The sequence below is a fragment of the Clostridium fessum genome, assembly GCF_027698965.1.
In the GTDB taxonomy this organism is placed as follows: domain Bacteria; phylum Bacillota; class Clostridia; order Lachnospirales; family Lachnospiraceae; genus Otoolea; species Otoolea fessa.
In genome coordinates this window covers 45,427-69,133 of record NZ_JAQEQF010000012.1, presented here as the reverse complement: position 1 = coordinate 69,133, position 23,707 = coordinate 45,427, and the positions used below count along the sequence as shown (strand labels likewise).

The following is a 23,707-nucleotide window of genomic DNA, read 5'->3' as shown; positions in this document are numbered from 1 at the left end:
TTTACATTTATCAGAGTTATTTTTTCTTAATGATATTTTCAATGTTAATTATTTTTTGTGCTATCTCTTTATAAAAAGCAGGTTCGTGAGAAACAAGCAAAACTGTGCCTTTAAATTCCTTTAATGCAATTCTTAAAGCTTGTTTTGCTTGAATGTCCAAATGGTTTGTTGGCTCGTCCATGATAATAAAATTACAAGGAGTAAGAGTTAATAGGCATATTTTTACTTTTGCTTGTTCTCCACCGCTTAATGTGCCAATACTCTGCATTGCGTGTTCTCCTATGATTCCGCAACATGCCAGGTTTTTTCTTACTTCCTTTATCGTAAGGGACGGATAACAATCAGACACTATCTGTATTGGAGTTTCCTTTTCATTTTCCCAATATAAATCCTGTTCAAAATATCGTAACTTCACTTGCTCGGAAAAAGAAAATGAACCATTTAGAACATCTAATTTTCCGACCAATGTCTTTAATAATGTCGATTTTCCAATACCGTTAAAACCAGTTATTACAACTTTCTGTCCACCATTAATAGCAAAATCAATGTCAGATAAAACAGGATAATGATAACCAACAGATAAATGCTTAACGCTTAAATGTTCTGTATTTGTCAAAGGCATTTCACGAAAATGAAAAAATGGCACAACTTCTTTTTGTTCAATAGCCTCCTTCTTATCCATTCTGTCTAGTTGCTTTTGTCTGCCCCTTGCCATTTTTGATTTTCTTCCTGCTATATTTTTACGGATAAATTCTTCCGTTTTCTTGATTTCCTTTTGCTGTGCGGAATATTGACGTATATAATTCTCTCGCAGAGCAGTTTTCTTTTTCAAAAATTCCGAATAAGTGCCATAATATTTTCCGATTTTGTAGTTATCTATATCACAAATTCGATTTGAAATTTTTTCTAAAAAACTATAATCATGCGAAACAACCATAAAGGCATTACTTAAACCGCAGAGATATTCCGACAGCCAATCAATATGTTCTTTATCCAAAAAATTGGTTGGTTCATCAAGCAATAATACGTCTGGCTTTTCAAGCAATAGTTTTGCTAATATTACCTTTGCACGTTGACCGCCACTCATTTGTGCAATAGGTCTATCTAAACCGATTGCTGATAATCCCAAACCAGTTGCGACCTGCTCTATTTTCGTATCAATCAAATAAAAATCCTGTCGTTCTAATTCTTCTTGATACTTTGCTGCTATGCCTAAGTTTTGAAAATCACCATCATGTATATTCTCATATAAACAGTTCATTTTTTCTTCCAATTCATATAGATGTGAAAAAGCAGTTTTCAAAAATCTTTTCATATCAAGCTGCATATCAATTTCAGCGTATTGGTCTAAATAGCCGATACTTGTTTTAGGCTGCCATATAATACGCCCTTCATCGGGGAGAAGTTGCCCCGTACAAAGTTTAATCAGCGTACTTTTTCCCGTTCCATTCTGCCCGACAATTCCAATATGTTCTCCTTTGTTTAATGAAAAATCTGCATTTTTATATAAAACATTTTCACTAAACGAATGTGATAAATTTGTAATCTCTAATAAACTCATGTTTCATGTTCCTTTCTCTGTTTTTGAGCATAAAAAATAGGAGGCAAAATACACAAAGTGCAATAGCCTCCTGTTAAAATTATGAATGTATAACAAAAGACTATAGACAAAACATTGCCTATAGCCTTAATTTTTTTACGTTTTATAACATACGGAAAAGAGACAATAAAAGTATATCACTCTATTGCCACATTCCCGATGAAATCTTACGCATTTCTTTATATGCTATACTCTGTACAATGTTTCATCGGATTTAATTGTACAGAGATAAGTTTCTTTTTGGGTTGATTTGTTATATAGTAATTCATAATTTTTCTCCTTTATAAAACAAAGAAATTTTAACACATTCATTTTAATGTGTCAATCTATCAGATTATCTTTTTATCCTACAATCTTCCAGTTACTATCTTTTTCCAGCGTTAAGTCAAACTGTGAAATCTGTGTTGCTTTTGTTCTCTGGTCGAGATACTTCACCGATACCGAAACTTTGACCTGTTCCCCATCTTTGATGAAGATAGGATTTACCAACTCTGAAAACAGATAACCACAGTTTACAGGTTCAAGCACATTGCCAGATACATAATAGGCAAGCTCCTTTTCCGTAGCGGTAGGGTACAGCTTAAAGAATGTTTCCAAGAACTCTGTCACTTCCTCCATTGTGGCAGCATCCACCGTTCCGTCAGATTCCTTTGTCTTTGGTTCATAGCTGGATTTTGTCGGTGTGCTGCTAATGGTCGGATTCTGTGTGATAACCATGTTTCCATTGCTATCTACATGAACCACTACCATATAAGCGGAGGTGTAACCGATTGACGTTTCACCCTCCGTTACCGTCTGATCTACGGAGTAGACAACGGTAAAGTCGTCTGTTCCAGCCTGTTCTATATCCCAAATCTTTACATCTGTTACCGTAGAGCTTGTGGGTATATCCTGCCTTACCGTATCGACATTCAAATCCTGCAAGCTCTTAGTCAGATAATTGTTGATGGCTGCGGTTCTTTTATCTATGGATTCCTGCGTATTGCTCCAAGAATAGTAGGACTTCGCAAAGGCTTTTACAAAGTTCTCTATCCTGTTAGTGTCAACAATTCTTTGTTCAATGACTTCCTTTTCATGTACCGTGTGCATATCAATGGCGGTGAAATTCTTATACACCCCAAAGCTGACGCTTGTAATCAGCACCAGCCATAAGGCAATCACAGTTTTCTTGTGTGTGCCGACTTTCATCACAGGCACTTTTTTCTCTTTTTTCGGTTTTGATTCCTTGTCCTTTTTCTTAAATATCATAGTACCATTTCCTTTCTATTTTGATTTTACTCGACCAGCACCAATCAAGTGTTTCTGCCAGTACGGGCTTGTTAAATCTGCATATCCAATAGGGTCGCCAGCGTGATACATTCTGTTGTTTCCTGCATAGATTCCCACATGGGTGACATACGTTCCAGAATTATAAGTGGAGTGAAAGAATACCAAGTCACCAGCTTTCGCCTGTGACAGCGGTATGTGCTGTGTAGCGTCATACTGTGCCTGTGCGGTACGAGGTAGACTGATACCAGCTTTCCCATAGCACCAAGACGTAAGACCAGAACAGTCAAAGCTGGTGTTTGGATTGCTGCCGCCAAAGACATACTTCCAGCCTTGATACTTCAATGCTTCTTTGAAGATTGCCTGTGCGGTAGCGTCACTGAAACTGGGAACAGCTAAATACTGGTTCACCAGACGGACATAGAACATATTTCCGTACTTATAACGCCAGCCGCCATTTTCCTTAATGGAAATCTCATTCTTATAGGTGACTTTGACACCGCCCGATTTGTCTTTAGCGAAACTGACAGCCAGTTCAAAAGTGTACTTTTTTCCATGCTTCGCCACATAGTCAATGAAGCCACCGCCATAGTTATAGGCTTGTACCACTGTGTCAATGTCACAGCCTTTTGCTTCTGCGGATTTTAAAAGCTCCGAGAAGTATTTACACCCCTGTTTGATGGATTCCTCCGTCGAGAGGGAATTAGGCGGCAACCCCATTGATTCTGACGACTGCATGACGTCCGTAGCTGTACCGCCAGATTCCACCTGCATGATGGCAAGCAGATAGTTCACATAGTCCGAGATTCCGTATTCTTTCGCATATTTTTCTACCGTCGGTTGATGTTTCAGCACTTCCTCTGACAGATTCAGTCCAGAAAAATCAAAGTAGGAAGTGCTGTTTTCTTCATCATCTGCGGTCACGATAAACAGGAACAAAAGCAGACAGATAATCACCGTAAAAATCCCACCGAACACAGCGAAGTGTCTTAGCTTCATTTCTTACCGCCTTTCCTGCTGGTCGTTTTCTTCATGGTTGACGGGTTTGTGGTCTTTTTCTGTACGGTCTTTGTCTGCTTTTGATGTTTGACTGTCTGACGGGGCATATCTGTCACAGTTCCCGAATGTTTTGGTGTAGCTGCTGGAGAAGAAGATTCTTTGGCAACCTGCGTCCTTACTTCCTGTTGCTTTGTGACAGGCTCTTTTGCTCTGGCAGATTGTGATTGCTCCCTCTTAACAGTAGTAGGACGTTCTTTGATATTCTGTTCTTCTTTAGAACCTGCCGCCTGTGGAGCTGCTTTCGCAGATACAGGCGTTGTCACTGGTCGCTCATGCAATGGGGCAGTTCCTTTCGCTGTACCAGCTTTTGTCGCTGATCTATTGTCCTGTCGCTCCTTATCCCGTGTTTCCTGTTTCTTCTGTGTCTTATCCACTATCGGACGTTGCTTATCCTGTTTTTCTGATTGCGGTTGTTTCGATACCGCCTTTTTATCCACAATACCACGCTTAGAAGCGGACTTCGTTTCCTGCGACTGGCTTACAGAGCTGCTATGTACTGTTGATTGCGAAGAATCACTGTTCTGCTTATCGGGTAATGCAAGCGGCTTCTGATTCGTTGGCAGAGCAGGCGGCTTTCCGTTACCTCCACTATTGGAAGATGGCATATTGTTTGGTCTGGTATGACCGCTGCCTGCTGATTTTTTATTATCTGCTTTTTTCGTAGAAGCAGAAGCAGCCGCCGCACCAGCAACACCGCCAACAGCACTAGCCGCAACCGTTCTTCCGATTTTACGCTCCAAGCGTCTTGCTCTGCGGTTAAGGAACATATAAGGTCGTCGCATGATTCGTCTGCTGACCTGCTGTGTATCAGAAGATTGCAGACTGAACATTGCCATCAAATCACCCAGTTTAAAGTAGATTCCTGCAAAGGTGACTATCTGTAAAAAGGCAATCATAAAGAACGGATAGCCAGAAGAAATAGAGTAAAACATGGTCGAGATACTAAATGCTGTCGTAATAATCAGTGTGATTCCTGCCCTCATCATAATGGTATTGAACAGCTTCGTAAGTGCCTTTTTTGCCATATCCTCATAGGTCGGAATCATAGACAGGATAAAACTGATTGGCAGGAACATAGCGTAAATGATAAATAGCACCTGTGAGAAAATCATCATGCCCGTAAGCAGAAATACAAAAACCGAGATACCGATATTAAAGATGAACAGAAACACCACCATACCTAAACGTGTCATGGTCTTTGTGACGCTTAGGTTATCGTTGTCCTTATCCTCGATTTCCTCAATCACAACGTCCTCCCTGTCGTCCGTGTCTGGACTTGCCGATAACAGGCTTTCCACACGGTCAGAACCGAGCGTTTCTATATCAGATTCCCCATACTGTAAGAGTAGCCACGGTTGTTTCACCTGTATGGAAAACAGGCTGTCACGAATCAAGTCCACACTGTCTTTTCCCTTGCTGCTGGAACCGGGCAGCACAATTTTTGTGCCAAGCGATAACGCCGAGCTGCTTATATCAGCGGAAAAGTCATTGATTTTGCTGATATAATTTGGGGCGTATGCAATAAAAGAAGCTGACAGGATAAACACCACAAGGAAGTTAATCACCGCATGAACTGCTTTTGTGGTTTCCTTCTTGATAAGTCCTGTGTATGCCACATAGATACCCATTACCAGAATAAGGATAAGTAAAAATCCCACATAGAATCCCTCACTGGAAAAGCCGCTGGAAGTGACACCTGCAAGCGTCTGAATGTTCTTTCCGATAGAGTTTGCGGTATCAGAGATAAAGTCCAGCTTGTAGGCTTCCTGCACCACATATCCCGTCGCATTGGAGATATAAAGGCTTACCGTCCAGACAAAGTTCGTGATAGCATATAGTCCGTACTGAATACTTTTTCCGATACCGTCAAGCCAGTTCCACGGTAGCCAATCCCAACTTGAATCCACATAGAAATCTAGCTGGTAGTTTTCCAAAGGATATTTTGAATAGGCGTTAGCGTCACTGACTGTATTATCTACCAGACCAGCCGCATGGGCTACCGTACCCGTGATAGATAAAAACACCAGCACACCGAGAATCACCGAAAGTGTGATAAGCAGATAACGGACTATTTTTCTCTTGTCCATAGGCTTCACCTCATTTCTTCCGTCTGCACTGGCGGTCTGGTATCAAAGGCATGGAACAGGTCAGCGAATACAGGGTGTATCTGGATAACGCCCACACGCCCGTATAAATCTTGAAACAGGCATTGCCCGTTTTCCAAATCCCTTAATCGCTTCTGGTTGCCCTCGTCCTCCTTATCCACACCGAAAAATTCAAGGGTATTTTTGATTTCTTTTATATCTGTGCTACGAAAGGCAAACTTCAAGCCGATATTGTTCTTCATCTTTTCGTCGTCCACATCACCAGAGTTTTGTGTCACAAAGTACACAGCGGCATTCATGGAACGACCAGCACGAATCAGCTTGTTAGAGAGTGCTTTTCCCTGTGCTACCTGCAAGAACGTCCACGCTTCGTCCAAATCCACCATCTTGAAAATGCTCCTATCCGAATGGATAAAATCTAAGGCAAAGGTACTGATAACGATAAGCATTGCCACGGAAAGCAGCTCCATTGTGGTATATTCTTCAAATTTTGTGTCCTTGTCTGGCAATACAAGGTCAGCCACCTGTATGATGTTAAGCTGTCGGTCTAAACTGATGGATTGTTCCACATCACCGTCCGAGAATAACAGGTGTGCAAAATCATAGTCCGTCATGCTCTCAATATGGTCTGCGATATTCTCTGCCACGAGTGAACCATCTTTGCGGAGTTCATCAATGACACGGAGCAGTCCTCTTTTTTTGCTCTGGGTAACAGAACGGATTGCACGCCTTAATACAGGGAACTTCTCACCGTCACGGGAAGAAATACCTGTAAGGAATGTTAAAATATCAATCGCAAGGCTTTCAGCGTCTTTTGTACGCTTCATAATCACATAAGGGTCAAGAAGTCCTTTGTTCTTATTCTCGCTGGTAAGGTTGACGATTTTGATTTCATGTGCAATATCGGGTAGTGTTTCCTGCCAGTTGCCACGCTCTGATTTAGGGTCTACAATGACCGCTTTTCCTCCAAACAGCACCGCATAATAGATGATAAGGTTGTTACAAAATGACTTGCCACCGCCAAGAGAACCAAGAAAAGCGGCAGCTAACGCATTGGTGACGGAACCCTTAACGCCCTGTGCCGCAAGGCTGGGTTTCAGATATACATTTTTTCCTGTATCAAGGTTATAGCCGATATAGATACCGTCCGTTTCCCCAAGCTGCTGTGTCGCACCGAATCCAAGTCCAGCCAGAAAGTCAGAAGTGACATACTGGATATAATCGTTGATATATCTTTTACTTGCTGGGATAAACTCACCATGCAATCCCAACATATCCCCGAATGGGCGTACCAGCTTCACATTCAAATCGTCGTAGAAGTCCTTGACTTCATCACAGCGGCGTTTCAGTTCTTCCAGAGTATTAGCCGCCACACGGATAACGTAGGACAGCTTATACATGGATTCTTTGGACTGGTCTAAGTTCGTTTCCAGCTCATTGACTGAATCCAGAGCTTCAATGACGTTATTTTCTGTTTCGTTGCCTGCTTCCCAAGCGTGGTTATCCAAGTCTTTCAATTCTTTCTTTTTATTTCTAACCGTTGTCAGAGCCTTTTTATTAGTGACGATTTCCACATTCATAGAAGTGGAAACAGGGAACGTGAATTGCTGCTGTTGATAGTAGAAGATTTCACTGGACGGAAAATCAAGCTCACCCACGATATTGTTAATCGTGAAGTAGGCAACATACGTTGTCTGATCTTCACGCTCAATCTTTAGGTACCGCTGGTTTTCCTCTATCATGCAGCGTGTAGGTCGGATAAGGTCATATCGCTTCACCAGCGTTTCACGCTTTAACTTCTTTACTGGCAAATCATAACTGTAATCACTGTAAGCAACTCCCGTATTCCCGTAGATATGCTCCAAGAGATAACCGAAATCATTCTTATCCAGCCTGCGGAACTGAAAGCGGCGTGAGATTTTACTTTCCAGTAATTTCTCCATCTTCATAAAACGCCCCACTTCATCATTGCTCATGGAAACAAAGTCACCCATGAGCTTGTGATTGACTTCATAGATAAAATCCGTAAAGGTCATGGCTGCCGACTTTTTCATACTTTTTAGGTTGATTTCTTCCTCATTCACTAGCAGCTTGAAGCCAAGAAAAAAACGGTAGTCAATCTGATTTTCCCCAATCATCTCAACCAACGCTTCTGTCTGTTCATCTACCTTTTTACAGGCTATTTCTTTCAATCTGCCTGTGATTCCTTTTTTAGAACGCTCCTGTACTGCACGTAAACTGTCCTCTGTGGCAATCTGTAAGGCATGGATTTTCCCGTCACGGTTCTGGGCGATAAGCTGGCGGAAGTTGTCATGCACCATGTACTTTTCATCTGGTGACAGGAACGAATAATTGTAAGGTGTCAGCTCATAGTAAGCGAAACACTCACCGTCATGGTTGAACACCAGATTGTTTTCAATATATTTAATCGGGAACATACATCACACTCCTAACTGCTGTAATAACGGGATTGAATTTTTCATGTTTCAGCTTAATGGCTTTTCCTGCATAGGTCACTTTTGGTCGGAGTAAAAAACTCACACAGGATTTTAAAAATCCAAATGGCTTTTTCCCGTCAAAGGTCTTTTGCGATACGAACCAAGTAAAAGCGACGGGGATTCCAAAGTATTTGAGAAATGCCCCGTCAATCATGTTAAAGGGCGGCAGCTCCCCAAAGAGAATCACCACGAACAGCGATACCACAAACCAAGCCATCTGACTGAACGTGACAGGGAACGGGAGCTGAAAGTCGTTGATTGCATAAATGACTTTTTCCACGCTCCATATGCTTGTATAGCTTTTGATTTTCTTCAATTTTCACAGCTCCTTTCTTTTCTAAAATGGAAACAGCAGCCTGTATTTCACAAACTGCTGCATAAAAAATACCAGTGTCATTTCACTGGCTGATGATAAAATATTCAGTTGTTATGGACATTCAAACACCCCATGATTGGTGACGACAAAACGCCCCTCCAAGTCAAGGTCACGCCCGTAGGCTTCATAGTCTATGTAGCTTCTTATCCTGTCTGGTATCTCACCCAGACTTTGACATTCATCTATGAAGTAATAGGCAACGTCTGTCATATCACTACAATCGGGATAATGAATAATATCGTCTGCGTGTTCGCACAATTCCTCCAAGCTGCTGAAACAGCAGAGAAGTTCCGATAACTCGTCCTGTATATCCTCTGGTAAGTCCTCCACCATTTCACAAAGGCGGTTGACTTCCTCAATGGGCGTGTACTCGTCAATCTCAAAGGGCAGCTCGTAATCATGGATAGCGTATTCCTCGTATTCGTCATTCAAGCCGATACGTTCTGCCATCTCGTCATAATCAACGGGCGGCGTGAACCACGCACCCACAAGCTCACCCTCATTGTATTTCCCAAGATTGGCGATATAGATTCGCATTTCTTCGATACCACATCACCCCTTTACTGATAGCGGAACACGCCGCTTGTAGTAAATAAGTATCTGTCGTCCATTTCCAGCTCATTCCCATAAGAGTGATAGTCGATATGCTTTTGCAGTTCGTGTGGAATCTCACCGAATACGTTTTCCTCACAGATAAGGTATTCTGCCAAAGTCGCGCCGTCGCCCACATCATAGTAGTGTATCTCGTCTTTATGGTCGATAAATTCATCAAAGCTGGAAAACCATTTCTGCTGAATGGCTTTCATTTCATTGCCGACAGGCGTACCCTCCAATTCAAGAACCATGCGGCAGTTGGCATTGATTTCCCAGAGCTGCGTATCGCTGTGTAAGTCAAAGGGCAACTCATAGTCGGCAATCTCAATCTGTTCTTCATGTTCCACACCGATTTTTTCTCGGATTTCCTCAAAGTCCACAGGGCAGTTGAACCAAGCACCAGAATATTCTTCGTCACCCTCACGATACGGTTTTGTATTATTTAACAAGTAAACTCGCATTTCCTGCATGGTCTGTCACTTCCTTTCATCATATCCAGTATTCCCATTATAACAGCATAATCTACACCAAACACATAATGAGAAAACTTTTCTAACTGTTCTTTAGGATATTGAAGAGGTATCTGTCGTTTGATTTCTTCCCATACCTCACGCTTGCGGTAAGGCAGGTCGGAAACATCATTACAGCCGATATAATCTTTCATATCCTCAAAAATATCTGTTTTCATGTTGTCCTCCAATCTAAAAATTTTGTATAAAAAAAGCAGCAAACCTATTATGATTTACTGCTAATTCATTTTAATAAAATTTTTGCCTTAATTCATCATCATTGTTAATTCTCTGAATAACCCACGGTTGCAAAAAGAATTGAATTTGAGGGTCTAACATATCTACCAAATGAGTTTGTCCTGCTGGTGTAATAATTTGCAGGTGTTGTAACTCAATTACCAATCCATTATTATAAGGAAGTGGCAATGTATGTGTTGGTTCATTGATAAACTCCCGAATCACAATAACTTGTTCTGGTGTCATTCTTTTAAGATATTTTGTTTGTGCTTCAACCAATTTTTTTGATGAATGCTTATCATAAAAGTAATGATATATTTTACTAACTATAAGAACTATTAGTATAGCAGTTGAAACAACAAAAATAATACCTATTGTAAATCCATATTTATCACGAAACTCTGTCATATATAGCCTTTTAGCCAACTGGTCTGGCAATAGTAATAATGCTCCGCTTGCAATAGACAAAGCTCCTAGAATATTAGGCGGTAATTTTAAGAAATCAATAAAATCTTTCATAATCATTCCTCCGCAATTCATTAAATTACAACAAATTATAACATCTTGCGGAGGATATAACAATATGATTACGCCCCGATAATCTTATTGAATAACTGTAACAGTACGTCTTTCACGCCAGCGGCATTGAATACCAGACCGACAGCGATTAAGGCAATCACCAGAAAGCCAATAAGTTTGGAAAACTCACGCTTGAAACCGAGATACACCCCGATAACAGCGATTGCCATAAGCACAAGTGACTGTGCATTGGATAAAAACCAGTTGTATAAGTTCTGTCCGAAATTCATTATTTCTCACCTCCTTTCCATGTTTCCATATCTCTGTCAAACTGGCTGCCAGCCCGTACCAGACACATTGTAACCACTCCGATACCTGAACCAAGAGATACTAAAAATAAATCAAATAAGATATGTTTCATGTTGTCATTCCTCCTTGTTGATGATTTCCTCTGTAGAAGTTGTCTGCTGTTCAATCAGTTTCTTGTGACGCTCCGTGAGCTTCGCATGGTCTAAAATATCTTTGAGATAGGTCGTACCGTTGGTACTGTCTATCTGCTGCAAGACTTTCCATGTGGGAGCGACCTGTCTGCTTATCCAGTTCAGCGTCCTTGTGAGCGTGTACGGTTCTGGTTTGGTCGTCAGTTTCAGACGCCCACGATCAGAACCGATAAAGTACGCCCATTTCTCATTGGTTTTCCATTCGCTGCGTCGTTTCTCCACCTCCTTGTCAGCGAATCGGATATAACGGTTGATAATATCAAAAGCGGTACGCTCTGCGTCATGGTAGGTCAGCAGGTCACGCACCGCATAATAGGCTCGCTCATTTTTCAATCTTATTTCAAAACGGTTCTTGATTTTCGTATCCTCAATGGCTATGTCATACTTTGCGTACTGTTCATAGTCCTTTTCGTAGATACAGAAATAAACCTCTGATTTGAGCGAACCGATATACAATGTATTTCCCATACCGTATTTATCCTGTTCATTGCTTCTCACCAGCTCACCGCTGCGGTAGCTCTTGAAGCTGCGGAATACGGAAATACATTCCTCATGGTTACATTTCTCTGTCAGCTCTGGAATGTCTAAGATTCCTGCCATATCATTGATGGCAAGGTCAAGACGTTTCATCACACCTCCCTCTATCAGAGCGTCCATGAGAAAGTCATACCAGCTCCTATGCTGTGCTAAAAGGTAGCTCTCCATCTGGCGGCAGCCTTTCCCTTTCAGCTCTAGCAATGTGCCTTTTTCTTTATCGGGCGAAGTCAGCACGAACACATCACCCAAGACATAATGTTTCGCATAGGAGTAGAACCCGAAATCCTCATGTATCATCACATCAAGCCTTAATTTGAGAATATCCTCAACCACGTGCTTAACGTCCTGTGTGGGAAATCGGATTCTGACGTAATCGAAGACCATTTCCAGCGGATTGTCTGGATTCAGCTTTTCCAGAGCGTCCGTGAATTTCCCCTTGATTTCTTCTGTCAAGGCTACTTTTCCAGATTCAATCCTGCTGACATACTCACGACTGACACCAGCCATGACCGCAAGACGATTCTGGGAAACGCCGTACTGCGTCCGTTTTTCCTTAAAATCATTTATCCAGTCGGTATCATTCAGTTTCAATCCCTCCAATCGAAAAAGGAATGTGACAGTTACCGATTTTGTCACACTCCCTTGAATGTTTGAAAAGTCCTCTGTTTTCAAGGATTTTTCGATATGTAATTGACTGTTTCCAGATAATTTGTGCCCCCCTGTTAGATAACGGGGGCAGATGGTTGGGGCGGCTCACGCCACCCCAACACAGGCTAGTCCGTACCTGCGGCTTTCGCGCTGCACGCCGCCTGTCCGTCCTGCCTGTTTTGTGATAATCTCCCTATCTCTTTTAGGAAGTCGTGTCCTTTGGGTACAAGGGGAGTGTAAAACTCAGATATGACACTGTTTCCTGTATCAACGTAGCCACGCCCTTTGATCTGTTTCAGAAAAAAGTCCTTGTCTACTTCACCGAACATCATACTGTAACCAAGTTCCGACATACGCCCCAATGCCACACGGAAATTGAACTGGTCACGGATTCCATCACCGAGATACTTTGCGTCTGGTCGCTGACAGGCGAGAATCAGAAAATATCCTGCCTGTCGTCCAAGCATGACTATCTGTTTGAGCTTATTCAGCACAGCGGCATTTTCCTTTGTTGTCAGCATTTCCATGAACGCCACATATTCATCAAAGATAAGAAAATACGGAGCAAGACCGAGATAGGCATAGTTTTCACCTGTCCTGTAGCTTTCCATGAGCTTCATAGCTTCACTTCTTGCCATCATACCATCATAAAATCTATCAATACAGGCGGTTATATCTTCTTTCTTGTACCAGACTTCCGGCATGACAACGGACAAATCCGCAAGGTCGGCGTTCTTTGGGTCTAAAATATACATGACCGCATTGCTGCGGAGCAGAGCTTCAATGATAGTAAGGATAAAGTAAGTTTTACCGCCGCCAGTGCCGCCAGCAATCAGCATATGGGGGAGCTTGTCATACTCCCACCAGACATTTTTCATTAAACGCAAGCTGCCATGTTCAGCCTGTACCTCATTGATAGTGATTCTGTTCGCAATCGTATCATAGAGCAGCACATATTCCACATAGCTGTCTTTCAGCTCTTTGGAAACCAGCTCACAGTACAAGCCTGTTTCCAGTTTCTTTTCCAAGTGTAAAAGCTGCTCTTGATATTTCCCCAATGTGATTTCTGTACGGATATATAAAAGTCCATGCTCCATACGGTAATACACTTTAGGAAAATAGGTGATTTTCTCTTTTTTGGTAGTGGCTGGCAAATCCTTGAAAAAGCCGCTGTCCTGTGTGGATTCTGATTCATACCAGCCATTTTCCAGCAGCATACGAGCCAGCTTTTGACGGTGAAAGAGCTGCTTCACTCTGTCATACTGGAATCTGCGATAGAAAAGGGCAGCCAGCACACAGACCAGAGCCGCCACAACAATAGTCACTATCCTATATGGTGTGACTACTAAATGGACGTTGCCATCTTGTAGAAAGCTGACCGATTTCCAGTCCGTAGTGAGGATTGACTTTAGGTTCAGCAGCATAATCACAGCAAGGAACAGCAGGAACAGTGAACCAGCCGAGAAACGAAAAACCAATGATTTGTCACTGACTCGAATATGTTTTCCTTTATATTTCAGTAAATTCATAAACATTCCTTTGGATATAGAAAAAGCAGTAAATTCTGTAGAATCTACTGCTCTATAACTATGCTTCACGATATTTGATAGCGTTTTTATTTGCTAATTTGATTGTAAATGGCTTAAATTGAAAATCCAAGTGTCCAATCATTACAATATTATACATTACTTCTTCATTTACTAAATCTCGCATATTACCTCGATATAAACTTGTTCTGAATTTCCATTCGCCTTTTTTATTTTGGGTATATATTTGTAGCAGGTAATATTTATAAGTCTTTTTTGGGTCATCGCTATTTTTTTCTTTTTCTATAACTTTTAATTTTACTTTGCCATAGAATACGCAAAAATCTTCACCATCTGATTCGTCAATCCAGCCATTAAGTCTTTTTCGTTGCAATGCTCTTAAAACAGTTTCGCAATCTTTTCGTTCTGGGATAAGCATAGGATTCTTTCTTTTTTTCGTTAAATCCTCATTATCATTACTGGTTGTCTTTTTCGTATTATGTTTTCGGCATAACATATTCATAATTGAATTTAACTTATCTTGTATTTCCTCATAATTTAAAGAATCTACATATTTTTTGACTGTCTTTTTGGAAGCATATTCATAGTTATATGAACAGCCATCTTTATGATTTGAGCTTTTAATTCTTCTTAAATGAGCACGACGTTTAGAAGTTTTATGAACAAAACTCAATTCTGCTTGTTTACATTCTGGACAAAACATATCTTTATCAAATGGTGTAGTATCCCCATCATGGGACTCTGCATAATCAGCTACAATATCAATATCCAAAATATCATCTTTATTTTTAGAATAAAATTCTTCAAAACTTTTTGCTTTTTTACTCATATAATCACCCACTTTCTATAAATGATTATATCAGATAATTTTTATCTATACTATTTATTTTTTGGTAGTATATTATTAGTTGCCATTTGATTTATTTTACCCTTTAACACAATATCATCTGCCTTGATATACCAGTCAACGTCTGCACCTTGAAATGTAGCGGTTGCCACCGTATCAGCCACAGGATTGATGATTTCCACCTCTGCGTTGTAGTCAAATTCCTTTAACGGAACAGTGGCGGGAATACTTACCTGTATCATGCGTCCCTGTTCCTTACACTTCAAGTCGTAGGTACGTTCCTTGATTTCTTCAGAAACCGTACCGTCCTCATTCTGGATATGTACCTCACGACGCAACGCCGAGAACTTCAACACTCCGAATGTCTTTTCCTTATCAATAATGATTCCATTTGCTAATCTCATATAAATTTTTCCTCCTTATGCTTTCACCATATCGTCCGCTGACAGGATATAGTTTGTGAATCCTCTTGTACCGATTTTGTAACCCTCTGCGGTGATTTTTGGATTGATAAGTTTTACTTTTTCCTCTGATTCAAAGTTCTTCTCACCAGCAGAAGCAGGCAGCACCACGATAATATCATCTGCTCTCTGCACGTCCGAATAAAGGTTGAAGATACGGGAAACGACCGTCATACGTCCGTTGATCCTACGCTGTTCCACCTTATTCTCACCTGCAAATTCCAAATTCCCGAATGTTCTTTCCATGTTAGGGATAACGTGTTTTAATTCCATAAATGTATTTACCTCTTTTCTTTCTATATTTTTAATGATTGATAGTGTCATTCTGCTGTCTGGATAGTATCTGTCTGCCTGTGAATCATCAAGGGCAAGCGTTGTGCTTGAAGCACCCTTGACAATCCCCATTCAGAAAGATAAATGATAATCAAGCAGAATTTGGTTAAGCTGTCAGTTACAGACTGACTTCTTTATGGTGGGCGGCGAACGGGAAGTTTTCATATACTGTGACCTCCCGTATTATTTAACTTTCTTTACTTTGCGAAATCTCTTATATCCTGCAAAAATAAGACCAGCAGCGGAAATCCCCATCATAGCGAACAATGCGGCAAATGGTGTATTGTCACCTGTCTTTGGTGAATTGCCTGTTCTTGTTGGTGTGCTGGGTTCTTCTGATGTGGCAGGGGATTCTGGTTTTTCTTTGACTGTCACCGTCTGCCCCTTATCCTTGATGTCCTTATGTTCAGCTACTTTGATAGGCTCGTCTGGATTTGTCACGTCATATAATTCCTCAAATGTGACAAGCTCTTTTCCTGCAAGCTCACTGGCATTGAATGTAAATGCAATCTGAACTTCCATCTTCGTATCGGTAGCGGTGAAAGTAAGTTCATTTTCCACACGCTTACCATTAACGATAAGCTCTGCATTTTCAGATTTCACCATTTCCCAGCCTTTGAGCTGATATTTCACACCTTTTTCAAGTCCGTCTAAAGTGACGGTATCAACGATAGTCACATCTTTACCAGCTTCGATTGTCTTTTTCCCTGTTGCCTTGTCGGTAGCGGTTGTATGCATGGTAATGATACGCTCTGTGATTGTCACAGTCTGTCCGTCGTCCTCAATGTCCTTATGTTCTGCTACCTTTGTAGGCTCGTCTGGATTGGATAAATCGTACAATTCCTCAAATGTCACAAGCTCCTTGCCTGCAAGCTCGCTGGCATTGAATGTAAATGTAATCTGAACTTCCATCTTCGTGTCCGTAGCGGTGAAAGCAAGGTCATTTTCCACACGCTCACCACCCACAAGAAGCTCTGCATTTTCAGATTTCACCATTTCCCAACCTTTAAGCTGATATTTTGTTCCTTTTTCCAAGCCATCTAAAGTGACCGTATCAATGACAGTCACCTCTTTACCAGCAACAATCATCTTTTCACCTGTTGCCTTGTCGGTAGCTGTGGTATGAATGGTGATGATTCTTTCCTCGATTCTCACAGTCTGCCCGTCGTCCTCAATATCCTTATGTTCTGCCACCTTGATAGGCTCGTCTGGATTGGATAAATCGTACAATTCCTCAAAAGTTACAAGATCTTTACCACCAAGAGCAGAAGCATTGAATGTATAAGAAACCTCAACTTCCATCTCTGATTTTTTTGCAGTGAAAGTGTAATCACTTTCCACAGGCTCACCATCAATAAGAAGCTGTGCGTTTTCAGACTTCACCATCTGCCAGCCTTTTAGTTGATACTTCGTACCTTTTGTAAGTCCGTCTAAAGTGACGGTATCAACGATAGTCACGCTTTTACCAGCGACAATTGATTTTTCGCCTGTTGCCTTATCAGCAGCGGTAGTATGGATAGAGATTTCTGGTTCATAATCATCTGTCAATGTACCCAAATGAATGACAGTCTTATTTCTTGAAACTATCACATCAAAAGCAGGAATCAGTGTCATTCCTTTGTTGGAATCACAGCGTAATTCCTCGATTGTATAGGTATCGTAGAGCAACGCACCTTTGCTGTCGTCTGGTGTGGAAGTACCGAACCAGATACCGTCCTCACTGTTTTCGCCAGCGTTGGTGTTCTGTGTATGAGATACCCAGTCAGCAGCGGTAGAGAACTGACCGTTTGCGTCCGTCACAATGATGTGGTTTTCGCCTGTGGTCTTGCTTGTGATCCTGAACGGAACATTCGCAAGTCGCTTATGAGTACCGTCACCGATTTTCACACCCTCCAAGTCACCACGTTTAATCTTATTGTAGATGGAATGTGCTTCGTCAGTTAAGTCAACGATTTTTCCATTCTCTGTGATTTCAAACTCAATCGGTTTTGCACCGTCCGTCAAATATCCCTCTGGGGCGTTGCTTTCTTCTAAGCGGTATTTTCCATAAGGTAAAGTATCTGCGGCAGTCGTAGCGATACCGTCAACGCCTGTATGGATTGTCTTGACTGTTTCATTTTTGTTGTATAATTTGCCATCTACCAATACCGCATTATCATTTAAGGAAATAATTTCAAAGGCAGTATCTTTCAATGTTGCACCGCCTTGTGGTTTTGTGTCTTTTGTTTCAAGGTCACGCTTTTGGATTCTCACACCTCCACGGATAATCTTGTCCGATACGGAATACTGGTTGCTGCCGCTTAATGCTGCAAGTTCGCCATCTTCTGTAATCTGTGCCACATACACGCCTTTTATCTGTTCAGAACTTCCAGCGGCTTGCATATAAGCACCATCTAACAAGTAACCGTTTGGAGCAGCTTTTTCTTCTACAGTGATAGTACCAAGCGGTAAACAGATAGTACCGTTTTGTGTATAGAAGCTGTCACCAGATACCTTATAGGAATCTGCCAATCTTGTGATATAGTGGATAGTGTTATCGCTGCCTTTTTCCGCTTTTGTCTTTGTCGTCCATGTGCGTGTTGGTTCTGATGGAAGATTATCTTTTGTGTAATAACCGTCATAATACTTCCAGACGAACTCCGCACCCTCTAAAGAAGCGTTACCCTGTGCGGTTGCTTTTCCTGTTTCCATATCAATCTTGAAAAGCTCAACCAAAGTGTCTGTGACTTTTGGTGTATCGCTGACTTTCAATGTGGAAGTTTCACCAGCCTTTACCGTAAGGGTATAGACGTTGTTATCTAACTGGAATCCTTTTGGAGCTTCGATTTCTTTTACATAGTATGTAGAAGCTCTCAACTTCACCGTATCCGTATTCCCGTTGCCATCTGTCATAAGTGTGGCAACTGATTTCGTGCAGCCTTTATCAGAATAGACACCATAAGTCGCACCATATAAAGAATAGCAGTCATTAGATTTTGTAATCGCTGTATTACTGGACGATTTCTGAATCTTGCCATCACCGACAGCTAACTTCGCCCAGAACTGTCCTAAGTCCTGTCCTTCACCAACATAGATGTAACCACCGCAATCGTAACGGTCTTTATTTTCTTTAGCGAAAGCCTTTGCGTTCTCATAGACTTCTGACTGGATTTTCTCTGACACTTCATCATAGGCAGCTCGTACATTGTTGTACCCCCAGCCTAAGTGAACGCTCAATCTTCGCCAGACAACACATTGTTCCAACAGATAGACTTGTTTGCTGGAAAGACTGTGCTTTTCTGCATACTGTTTGACGTATTCCAGATTCAACGCCACATCAGATATTTGGTCGTCGCTCATTCGCTCCGTTGCATTGATACGATTCTTATATCCCGATTGGAAATTTGTGTTTATATCAATACAGTAGGCAATCTGCCCGTCAGCGTTCATTATGCTTTCTTCAAAGCTGGAAACCTCTGAACCACCATTGTCAATCTTGACGATTGTTCCTGCTTTACCGTCCGTAGTAGTATAGACGGAATCCGCAGCATGAACCTGTGTGACAGGTAATGCAGTAAATACGGTTGCAAGGGTAAGTACACCTGTAAGCAATCGCTTCATAATCTTTTTCATAATGTTTGATTCTCCTTTCATTTTGGGTAAAAAAATAGACGCTCATTGTTGAACGTCTTAGTTGCTGAAACCATTGGAACTATGTAGGATAGCTTGCTTCATCTTCATTTTTCTATGTTTTTGTTCTTATGCAATCGTAGCAGGAAAAGGCTTGTCCTACGCAAAATGGCGTGTTTTCAAGGGTTTCCAGCTATGTTGTTCTTACGAGGTCGCACCAGAGCAGAAAGCCCGCACAACCTACGACAATATTCTCCGCGTGGTCAAAGATCCGGAAGTATGCGATCCGATCCGTTTTCTGCGCGAGCGGGAGATTGTACATTTTCAGCGGTTTGGCGAAGCTTTAAGAAATGTACAGGATCACCTGAGCAGTCGTAATTTCTATACGTTTAACCCAGAGTTTGATAAAGTGAAAGCGAAGGGATAAAACAAAAACCTCCGTAAACAATGTCAAATTCATTCTTTACGGAGGTTTTCAAACCAGCACCGAGTGCGGATAAATCCGAACCCTCAACCTCCGCCAGTGTGATGGTCTTAGAACTGTTCTTACAGTTAAAAGTAAGGAATTATCTTGTCCTCATAAAGATACACCGCATTTACAAAACTGTCAATCAGTCTTTGCCGCTGTTCCCGCTTTGTCACATCAAATTTACGGAAGCGGTAAATGAAAAATGCTATCTGTTCTCTTGTAAGCAGGGGCTTGTGCATTTCCTCCTGCAAAATGCTGACTTCAAGCTGCCTTTTGGTTTCCTCCAACTCGTCCAGTCTTTGCTTGGTGGACGGAGTAAAAATCCCTGCTTGAATGGCGTTGAGCATATTGTTAATACCTTTTTCCGTTTCTGCAAGCTGCTTTTTCAAAAGAGGCAGATAGGTGCTTTCTTTCTTCTGCAACTCCATCAGCGTATCAATCAGTCGTTCCATGACTTCATCATTCATAATTGCTTTCATACAGTAATTGAGCGTACATATAAATTAGAGGAGACCGAGGCAGTGATGCAGGAACAGATCCGGGTAGCAAACCATCGGATCGCAGATTTGGAAAAGCAGATGGAGGGATAAGGTATGCAGATTAAAGATTATGTAAAGCCGGAATTACTTGTGGTAGCAGTAGTGCTGTACTTTATTGGGATGTGGCTGAAGCAGAGCGAGACAGTGAAAGACAAATACATCCCACTCATTAATGGGCTGATTGGCGTTGCGATTTGTGCCATCTATGTGTTCGCCACCTGTGCCTGCGGCAGTGGTCAGGATATCGCGCTGGCAGTTTTCACGGCACTTACACAGGGCGTCCTTGTGGCGGGATTGTCTACGTATGTAAACCAGATTTTTAAGCAGTCAGGAAAAGAAGAGTAGAAGGAGGCGATCCGACTATCTCCCGCGGCAGTTCGGGGCATGGCTGCCGTTGCGACATCGCAACAATAGGGGAAAATCGACGAAAGCCGATAGTAGGAATAAAAACCCCCAAGGAGTCGCGATCCTTGGGGGTTTTGTCGTTGCCTGTGATGGACAACTACTATCTCTTAGCCTATCGGCATTATAGTATATGCGAAAATTCTTTGCAAGATACCCCCGGAAAACAAAATGTCATATTTTTCATATCATAAAGAAAAGAGGACAAATCTATGAGAGATATCACATTATGTCATCCACGTCTCCAGCGCATTGCGTCCGCCTGGATCAAAGCCTGTGCGACCGAGGGTATCACAGTAGCCATCGGAGAGACACTGCGGACGGTGGCGGAGCAGGACGCTCTGTACGCGCAAGGACGTACCAAGCCTGGCAACATTGTAACCAATGCCAAAGGCAGTAGCTATAGCAGTCAGCATCAGTGGGGGATTGCCTTTGATTTTTATCTTAAGATGGATGTGGACGGCGATGGCAGCATGTCAGACGATGCCTACAATGACAGCACAGGTATGTTTAAAAAGGCCGCAGAGCTGGCAAAAGCTTTAGGACTTGCCTGGGGCGGAGACTGGCGTAGCATCGTAGACAAGCCACATCTTTATCTGCCGGACTGGGGCAGCGCCACCAACATTCTTAAACAGCGTTACGGCACCTTTGAGGCGTTTAAAAAGACCTGGCCTAAAATGGATGTAGCGCCAGTCAAAGCCGACAGCGATGCCGGAGCGGCGGATCTCAAGGACATCAAGAGCGGCGCACACGGCTTGAGCGTCACTGCATCCTCGCTCATCATCCGGACAGCTCCGGCAGGTGCTGACTCTGGCAAGCGATACAGTAAGGATCAGCAGGTGCAGCCGATCCGGAAGTGTTTTGTCAGCGGAGCACCGTGGATCCAGACCGCGGACGGCTGGGTGTCTGGCAAGTATCTTACTGGCTGGGTGTGCCAGGACGGGCGCTGGTGGTATCTGCTGAGTGGGTACACCTACCGGCACGATGCAGTCTGCCAGATTGACGGACAGGCGTATGCGTTTGATTCGGATGGCTGGATGATTACCGCAGATCGGATAGCAGAGGACGGACACATACGATAAAATATGATGAAAAACACAATATAAGCGCATGATAAGGGGCTGTCATTCCTTGAAAATAAAGGAAAAACAGCCCTTTTTTCGTGTGATATTTCCCCAGAAAAAGGGGTTCTTTATACTGAAATATGCTTTCGTGGTAGATGCGCCAAAAACACCGGAAACCCTTGTAAATAAAGGAAAAATCCAGCATTTACAAGGGTTTCCGCATCCATCAAAAAAAGCAGATAACGGGAGTCGAACCCGCCTTTCCAGCTTGGGAAGCTAGCGTTCTACCGATGAACCATATCTGCAAATATACATTAAGTATACTGTTTTTTCTGAAAAAGTCAAGAAATTTATCTTGCCAAAAAGGGAGGAAAATTACTGTACACGGGTAGACACTTTTGGGATCGAAAGAGACAAATATATTCAAAACACCCACAAAATGCCCTCTTAACACAATTTATATTTCAAAAACTCGCAGAAGGTGTTATAATAATTCCGTATGGATTAGGGCGCGGTTTTCAGGCACCCTTTTTCCGTCATAGGAAAGTGTTAAGGCACATTTTTTATTTTGTATATAAATCTGTATCGGTATGGCGGATAAACAGAAAATAACGGAGGAAACTATGGATATAATCATTATCGGATGCGGCAAGGTTGGTACGACGCTGGCGGAGCAGCTTGTCCGGGAAGATCACAATGTGGTGATGATCGATACGTCTGCGGAGCGGATGCAGCGGGTGTCAGATGATATCGATGCGATCAAGCTGGTGGGAAATGGTGCCAGCATTTCCATGCAGATCGAGGCAGGTGTGCAGACGGCGGACATGCTGATTGCCGTGACAGGGTCGGATGAGATGAACCTTCTCTGCTGCCTGATTGCGAGAAAAGTGGGGCATTGCCACACGATTGCGCGTGTGCGGAATCCGATTTACAGCAACGAGCTTACCTTTATCAAGCAGCAGCTGGGAATTTCCATGATTATTAACCCGGAATATGCGGCGGCGACGGAGATTTCGAGAATTCTGCGCTTCCCGTCAGCGATCAAGATCGATCCATTTGCCAAGGGAAAGGTAGAGCTTCTGAAATTTAAGGTAAAACCGGAGTTTAAGCTGGACGGGCTTTCGGTCATGGATATTGATAGCCAATTCCGCTGCGATGTCCTGATCGGCGGTGTTGAGCGCGGCGATGAGGTGGCGATCCCGGATGGTAAATTTGTGATTAAAAACGGGGATATGGTGTCGATTATCGCTTCCCCGGCAAATTCGGCAGAATTTTTCCGCAAGATCGGCATCCAGACAAACCAGGTCAGAAATACGATGATTGTCGGAGGCGGTACGATTGCTTATTATCTGGCGAAACTTTTGGCTGCGATGAAGATCCGGGTTAAAATTGTGGAGAAAGATAAAGCGCGTTGCGAGGTTCTGACAGAGCTTCTGGACGATGCGTTGATCCTCAACGGTGACGGAACGGACCGGCAGCTTCTTCTGGAAGAGGGGCTGATGACGGCGGAGGCATTTGTCACTCTGACGAATATGGATGAGGAAAATGTATTCCTTGCGCTGTATGCGAAGGAAAATTCCAGCGCGAAGCTGGTGACAAAGGTTAATCGGATCGCCTTTGACGAGCTGATCAGCAAGCTGGATCTGGGAAGTCTGATTTATCCGAAATACATCACGGCGGACTACATTTTACAGTATGTGCGCGCGATGCAGAATACCATCGGCAGCAATGTGGAGACGTTGTACCATATTCTCGACAGCCGGGCGGAAGCGCTGGAGTTTGTGATCCGCGAGGAGTCGGAAGTGACGGGCATTCCGCTGATGAATCTGAATCTCAAGAACAACCTGCTGATCGGATGCATCAACCGCGGCGGCAATATCAAGATCGCGCGTGGACAGGACTGCATCCAGCAGGGCGATACAGTGATCGTCCTGACGAGTCAGAAAGGTCTGCGGGATATCCGCGACATCCTGAGAAAGTAGGCGGCA

The 23,707-nt window shown here is 42.6% G+C and carries 22 protein-coding genes, 1 tRNA gene and 1 pseudogene; 4 read left to right on the top strand and 20 right to left on the bottom strand.

From position 1 onward, the window contains the following. Positions 1 to 16: 16 nt before the first annotated feature. From PG862_RS13615 to PG862_RS13530, 18 genes are all read right to left on the bottom strand, one after another. Positions 17 to 1,561: an ABC-F family ATP-binding cassette domain-containing protein gene (locus PG862_RS13615; RefSeq protein ID WP_118031368.1), complete on the bottom strand. Its 1,545-nt coding sequence runs from the start codon at positions 1,559 to 1,561 to the stop codon at positions 17 to 19. A 381-nt stretch (positions 1,562 to 1,942) separates the two neighbouring features. Beyond that, the gene (locus PG862_RS13610; protein ID WP_330412485.1) at positions 1,943 to 2,845 is read right to left on the bottom strand and encodes a conjugal transfer protein; all 903 of its coding nucleotides are present in this window, start codon (positions 2,843 to 2,845) and stop codon (positions 1,943 to 1,945) included. An 18-nt stretch (positions 2,846 to 2,863) separates the two neighbouring features. Continuing rightward, on the bottom strand, positions 2,864 to 3,865 hold the full coding sequence (locus PG862_RS13605; RefSeq protein WP_016440024.1) for a bifunctional lytic transglycosylase/C40 family peptidase: 1,002 nt from the start codon (positions 3,863 to 3,865) through the stop codon (positions 2,864 to 2,866). Beyond that, the gene (locus PG862_RS13600; protein WP_119195971.1) at positions 3,862 to 6,012 is read right to left on the bottom strand and encodes a CD3337/EF1877 family mobilome membrane protein; all 2,151 of its coding nucleotides are present in this window, start codon (positions 6,010 to 6,012) and stop codon (positions 3,862 to 3,864) included. Before PG862_RS13600 ends, PG862_RS13605 begins: the two co-directional genes overlap by 4 nt. 5 nt (positions 6,013 to 6,017) lie before the next feature. Continuing rightward, on the bottom strand, positions 6,018 to 8,468 hold the full coding sequence (tcpF, locus tag PG862_RS13595; protein WP_118031365.1) for a conjugal transfer ATPase TcpF: 2,451 nt from the start codon (positions 8,466 to 8,468) through the stop codon (positions 6,018 to 6,020). Beyond that, positions 8,455 to 8,844, bottom strand: coding sequence for a conjugal transfer protein (locus tag PG862_RS13590; RefSeq protein WP_016440021.1), 390 nt, complete (start codon positions 8,842 to 8,844; stop codon positions 8,455 to 8,457). Before PG862_RS13590 ends, tcpF begins: the two co-directional genes overlap by 14 nt. A gap of 111 nt (positions 8,845 to 8,955) precedes the next feature. Beyond that, complete coding sequence (locus PG862_RS13585; RefSeq protein WP_117981835.1) at positions 8,956 to 9,441, bottom strand: antirestriction protein ArdA; 486 nt, start codon at positions 9,439 to 9,441, stop codon at positions 8,956 to 8,958. A gap of 23 nt (positions 9,442 to 9,464) precedes the next feature. Next, positions 9,465 to 9,968 carry an antirestriction protein ArdA gene (locus PG862_RS13580; RefSeq protein ID WP_118031364.1) on the bottom strand — a complete coding sequence of 168 codons (504 nt, stop codon included), beginning with the start codon at positions 9,966 to 9,968 and terminating at the stop codon, positions 9,465 to 9,467. Continuing rightward, positions 9,941 to 10,186: a hypothetical protein gene (locus PG862_RS13575; protein WP_015541086.1), complete on the bottom strand. Its 246-nt coding sequence runs from the start codon at positions 10,184 to 10,186 to the stop codon at positions 9,941 to 9,943. The genes PG862_RS13580 and PG862_RS13575 overlap by 28 nt, the downstream gene beginning before the upstream one ends. A 70-nt stretch (positions 10,187 to 10,256) precedes the next feature. Then, positions 10,257 to 10,763 (bottom strand): superinfection exclusion B family protein, encoded by a 507-nt coding sequence (locus tag PG862_RS13570; protein ID WP_015541085.1) that lies wholly within the window; start codon positions 10,761 to 10,763, stop codon positions 10,257 to 10,259. A gap of 68 nt (positions 10,764 to 10,831) precedes the next feature. Further along, positions 10,832 to 11,053 carry a hypothetical protein gene (locus PG862_RS13565; protein ID WP_005363222.1) on the bottom strand — a complete coding sequence of 74 codons (222 nt, stop codon included), beginning with the start codon at positions 11,051 to 11,053 and terminating at the stop codon, positions 10,832 to 10,834. Continuing rightward, positions 11,053 to 11,184, bottom strand: a complete 132-nt coding sequence (locus PG862_RS13560) for a DUF3789 domain-containing protein (RefSeq protein ID WP_117981833.1) — start codon at positions 11,182 to 11,184, stop codon at positions 11,053 to 11,055. The genes PG862_RS13565 and PG862_RS13560 overlap by 1 nt, the downstream gene beginning before the upstream one ends. 4 nt (positions 11,185 to 11,188) lie before the next feature. Further along, entirely contained in the window at positions 11,189 to 12,391 is a 1,203-nt protein-coding gene (mobT, locus tag PG862_RS13555) for a MobT family relaxase (RefSeq protein ID WP_455424142.1), read from the bottom strand. A 182-nt stretch (positions 12,392 to 12,573) separates the two neighbouring features. Then, positions 12,574 to 13,977 (bottom strand): FtsK/SpoIIIE domain-containing protein, encoded by a 1,404-nt coding sequence (locus PG862_RS13550; RefSeq protein WP_115623101.1) that lies wholly within the window; start codon positions 13,975 to 13,977, stop codon positions 12,574 to 12,576. Positions 13,978 to 14,035: 58 nt separating this feature from the next. Continuing rightward, on the bottom strand, positions 14,036 to 14,824 hold the full coding sequence (locus PG862_RS13545; RefSeq protein ID WP_015541083.1) for a hypothetical protein: 789 nt from the start codon (positions 14,822 to 14,824) through the stop codon (positions 14,036 to 14,038). 50 nt (positions 14,825 to 14,874) lie between these two features. After that, entirely contained in the window at positions 14,875 to 15,246 is a 372-nt protein-coding gene (locus PG862_RS13540; protein ID WP_117981831.1) for a YdcP family protein, read from the bottom strand. A 15-nt stretch (positions 15,247 to 15,261) separates the two neighbouring features. After that, complete coding sequence (locus PG862_RS13535) at positions 15,262 to 15,576, bottom strand: YdcP family protein (protein ID WP_117981855.1); 315 nt, start codon at positions 15,574 to 15,576, stop codon at positions 15,262 to 15,264. A gap of 243 nt (positions 15,577 to 15,819) precedes the next feature. After that, a complete protein-coding gene (locus tag PG862_RS13530) occupies positions 15,820 to 19,248 on the bottom strand; it encodes a VaFE repeat-containing surface-anchored protein (RefSeq protein WP_117981830.1) in 3,429 nt (1,142 codons plus the stop codon). A gap of 205 nt (positions 19,249 to 19,453) precedes the next feature. Here PG862_RS13530 and PG862_RS13525 point away from each other — a divergent pair. Further along, positions 19,454 to 19,672, top strand: a pseudogene (locus PG862_RS13525) (manganese catalase family protein); the annotation flags it as partial. 125 nt (positions 19,673 to 19,797) lie between these two features. On the opposite strand, the gene PG862_RS13520 reads toward PG862_RS13525, so the two are convergent. Next, positions 19,798 to 20,181, bottom strand: a complete 384-nt coding sequence (locus tag PG862_RS13520; protein WP_270707761.1) for a hypothetical protein — start codon at positions 20,179 to 20,181, stop codon at positions 19,798 to 19,800. Positions 20,182 to 20,307: 126 nt separating this feature from the next. Between PG862_RS13520 and PG862_RS13515 the strand changes: the two genes are divergently transcribed. Further along, positions 20,308 to 20,598, top strand: a complete 291-nt coding sequence (locus PG862_RS13515) for a phage holin family protein (RefSeq protein ID WP_022359091.1) — start codon at positions 20,308 to 20,310, stop codon at positions 20,596 to 20,598. A gap of 269 nt (positions 20,599 to 20,867) precedes the next feature. Further along, positions 20,868 to 21,737 (top strand): M15 family metallopeptidase, encoded by an 870-nt coding sequence (locus PG862_RS13510; RefSeq protein ID WP_118628896.1) that lies wholly within the window; start codon positions 20,868 to 20,870, stop codon positions 21,735 to 21,737. A gap of 216 nt (positions 21,738 to 21,953) precedes the next feature. Here the strand turns inward: PG862_RS13510 and PG862_RS13505 are convergent. Continuing rightward, positions 21,954 to 22,024: transfer RNA gene (locus PG862_RS13505), tRNA-Gly, on the bottom strand. 318 nt (positions 22,025 to 22,342) lie between these two features. On the opposite strand from PG862_RS13505, the gene trkA reads away from it, so the two are divergent. Continuing rightward, a complete protein-coding gene (trkA, locus tag PG862_RS13500; RefSeq protein ID WP_117795754.1) occupies positions 22,343 to 23,701 on the top strand; it encodes a Trk system potassium transporter TrkA in 1,359 nt (452 codons plus the stop codon). Positions 23,702 to 23,707 lie beyond the last annotated feature (6 nt).

Bases quoted from the DNA above. Each gene is read 5' to 3' on its own strand.
- PG862_RS13545 (WP_015541083.1), bottom strand. From the start codon at position 14,824: ATGAGTAAAAAAGCAAAAAGTTTTGAAGAATTTTATTCTAAAAATAAA.
- PG862_RS13575 (WP_015541086.1), bottom strand. From the start codon at position 10,186: ATGAAAACAGATATTTTTGAGGATATGAAAGATTATATCGGCTGTAAT.
- PG862_RS13585 (WP_117981835.1), bottom strand. From the start codon at position 9,441: ATGCGAATCTATATCGCCAATCTTGGGAAATACAATGAGGGTGAGCTT.
- PG862_RS13515 (WP_022359091.1), top strand. From the start codon at position 20,308: ATGCAGATTAAAGATTATGTAAAGCCGGAATTACTTGTGGTAGCAGTA.
- trkA (WP_117795754.1), top strand. From the start codon at position 22,343: ATGGATATAATCATTATCGGATGCGGCAAGGTTGGTACGACGCTGGCG.
- PG862_RS13565 (WP_005363222.1), bottom strand. From the start codon at position 11,053: ATGAATTTCGGACAGAACTTATACAACTGGTTTTTATCCAATGCACAG.
- PG862_RS13540 (WP_117981831.1), bottom strand. From the start codon at position 15,246: ATGAGATTAGCAAATGGAATCATTATTGATAAGGAAAAGACATTCGGA.
- PG862_RS13580 (WP_118031364.1), bottom strand. From the start codon at position 9,968: ATGCAGGAAATGCGAGTTTACTTGTTAAATAATACAAAACCGTATCGT.
- PG862_RS13530 (WP_117981830.1), bottom strand. From the start codon at position 19,248: ATGAAAAAGATTATGAAGCGATTGCTTACAGGTGTACTTACCCTTGCA.
- PG862_RS13560 (WP_117981833.1), bottom strand. From the start codon at position 11,184: ATGAAACATATCTTATTTGATTTATTTTTAGTATCTCTTGGTTCAGGT.
- PG862_RS13520 (WP_270707761.1), bottom strand. From the start codon at position 20,181: ATGAATGATGAAGTCATGGAACGACTGATTGATACGCTGATGGAGTTG.
- PG862_RS13510 (WP_118628896.1), top strand. From the start codon at position 20,868: ATGAGAGATATCACATTATGTCATCCACGTCTCCAGCGCATTGCGTCC.
- PG862_RS13550 (WP_115623101.1), bottom strand. From the start codon at position 13,977: ATGAATTTACTGAAATATAAAGGAAAACATATTCGAGTCAGTGACAAA.
- PG862_RS13615 (WP_118031368.1), bottom strand. From the start codon at position 1,561: ATGAGTTTATTAGAGATTACAAATTTATCACATTCGTTTAGTGAAAAT.
- tcpF (WP_118031365.1), bottom strand. From the start codon at position 8,468: ATGTTCCCGATTAAATATATTGAAAACAATCTGGTGTTCAACCATGAC.
- PG862_RS13570 (WP_015541085.1), bottom strand. From the start codon at position 10,763: ATGAAAGATTTTATTGATTTCTTAAAATTACCGCCTAATATTCTAGGA.
- PG862_RS13535 (WP_117981855.1), bottom strand. From the start codon at position 15,576: ATGGAATTAAAACACGTTATCCCTAACATGGAAAGAACATTCGGGAAT.
- PG862_RS13605 (WP_016440024.1), bottom strand. From the start codon at position 3,865: ATGAAGCTAAGACACTTCGCTGTGTTCGGTGGGATTTTTACGGTGATT.
- PG862_RS13600 (WP_119195971.1), bottom strand. From the start codon at position 6,012: ATGGACAAGAGAAAAATAGTCCGTTATCTGCTTATCACACTTTCGGTG.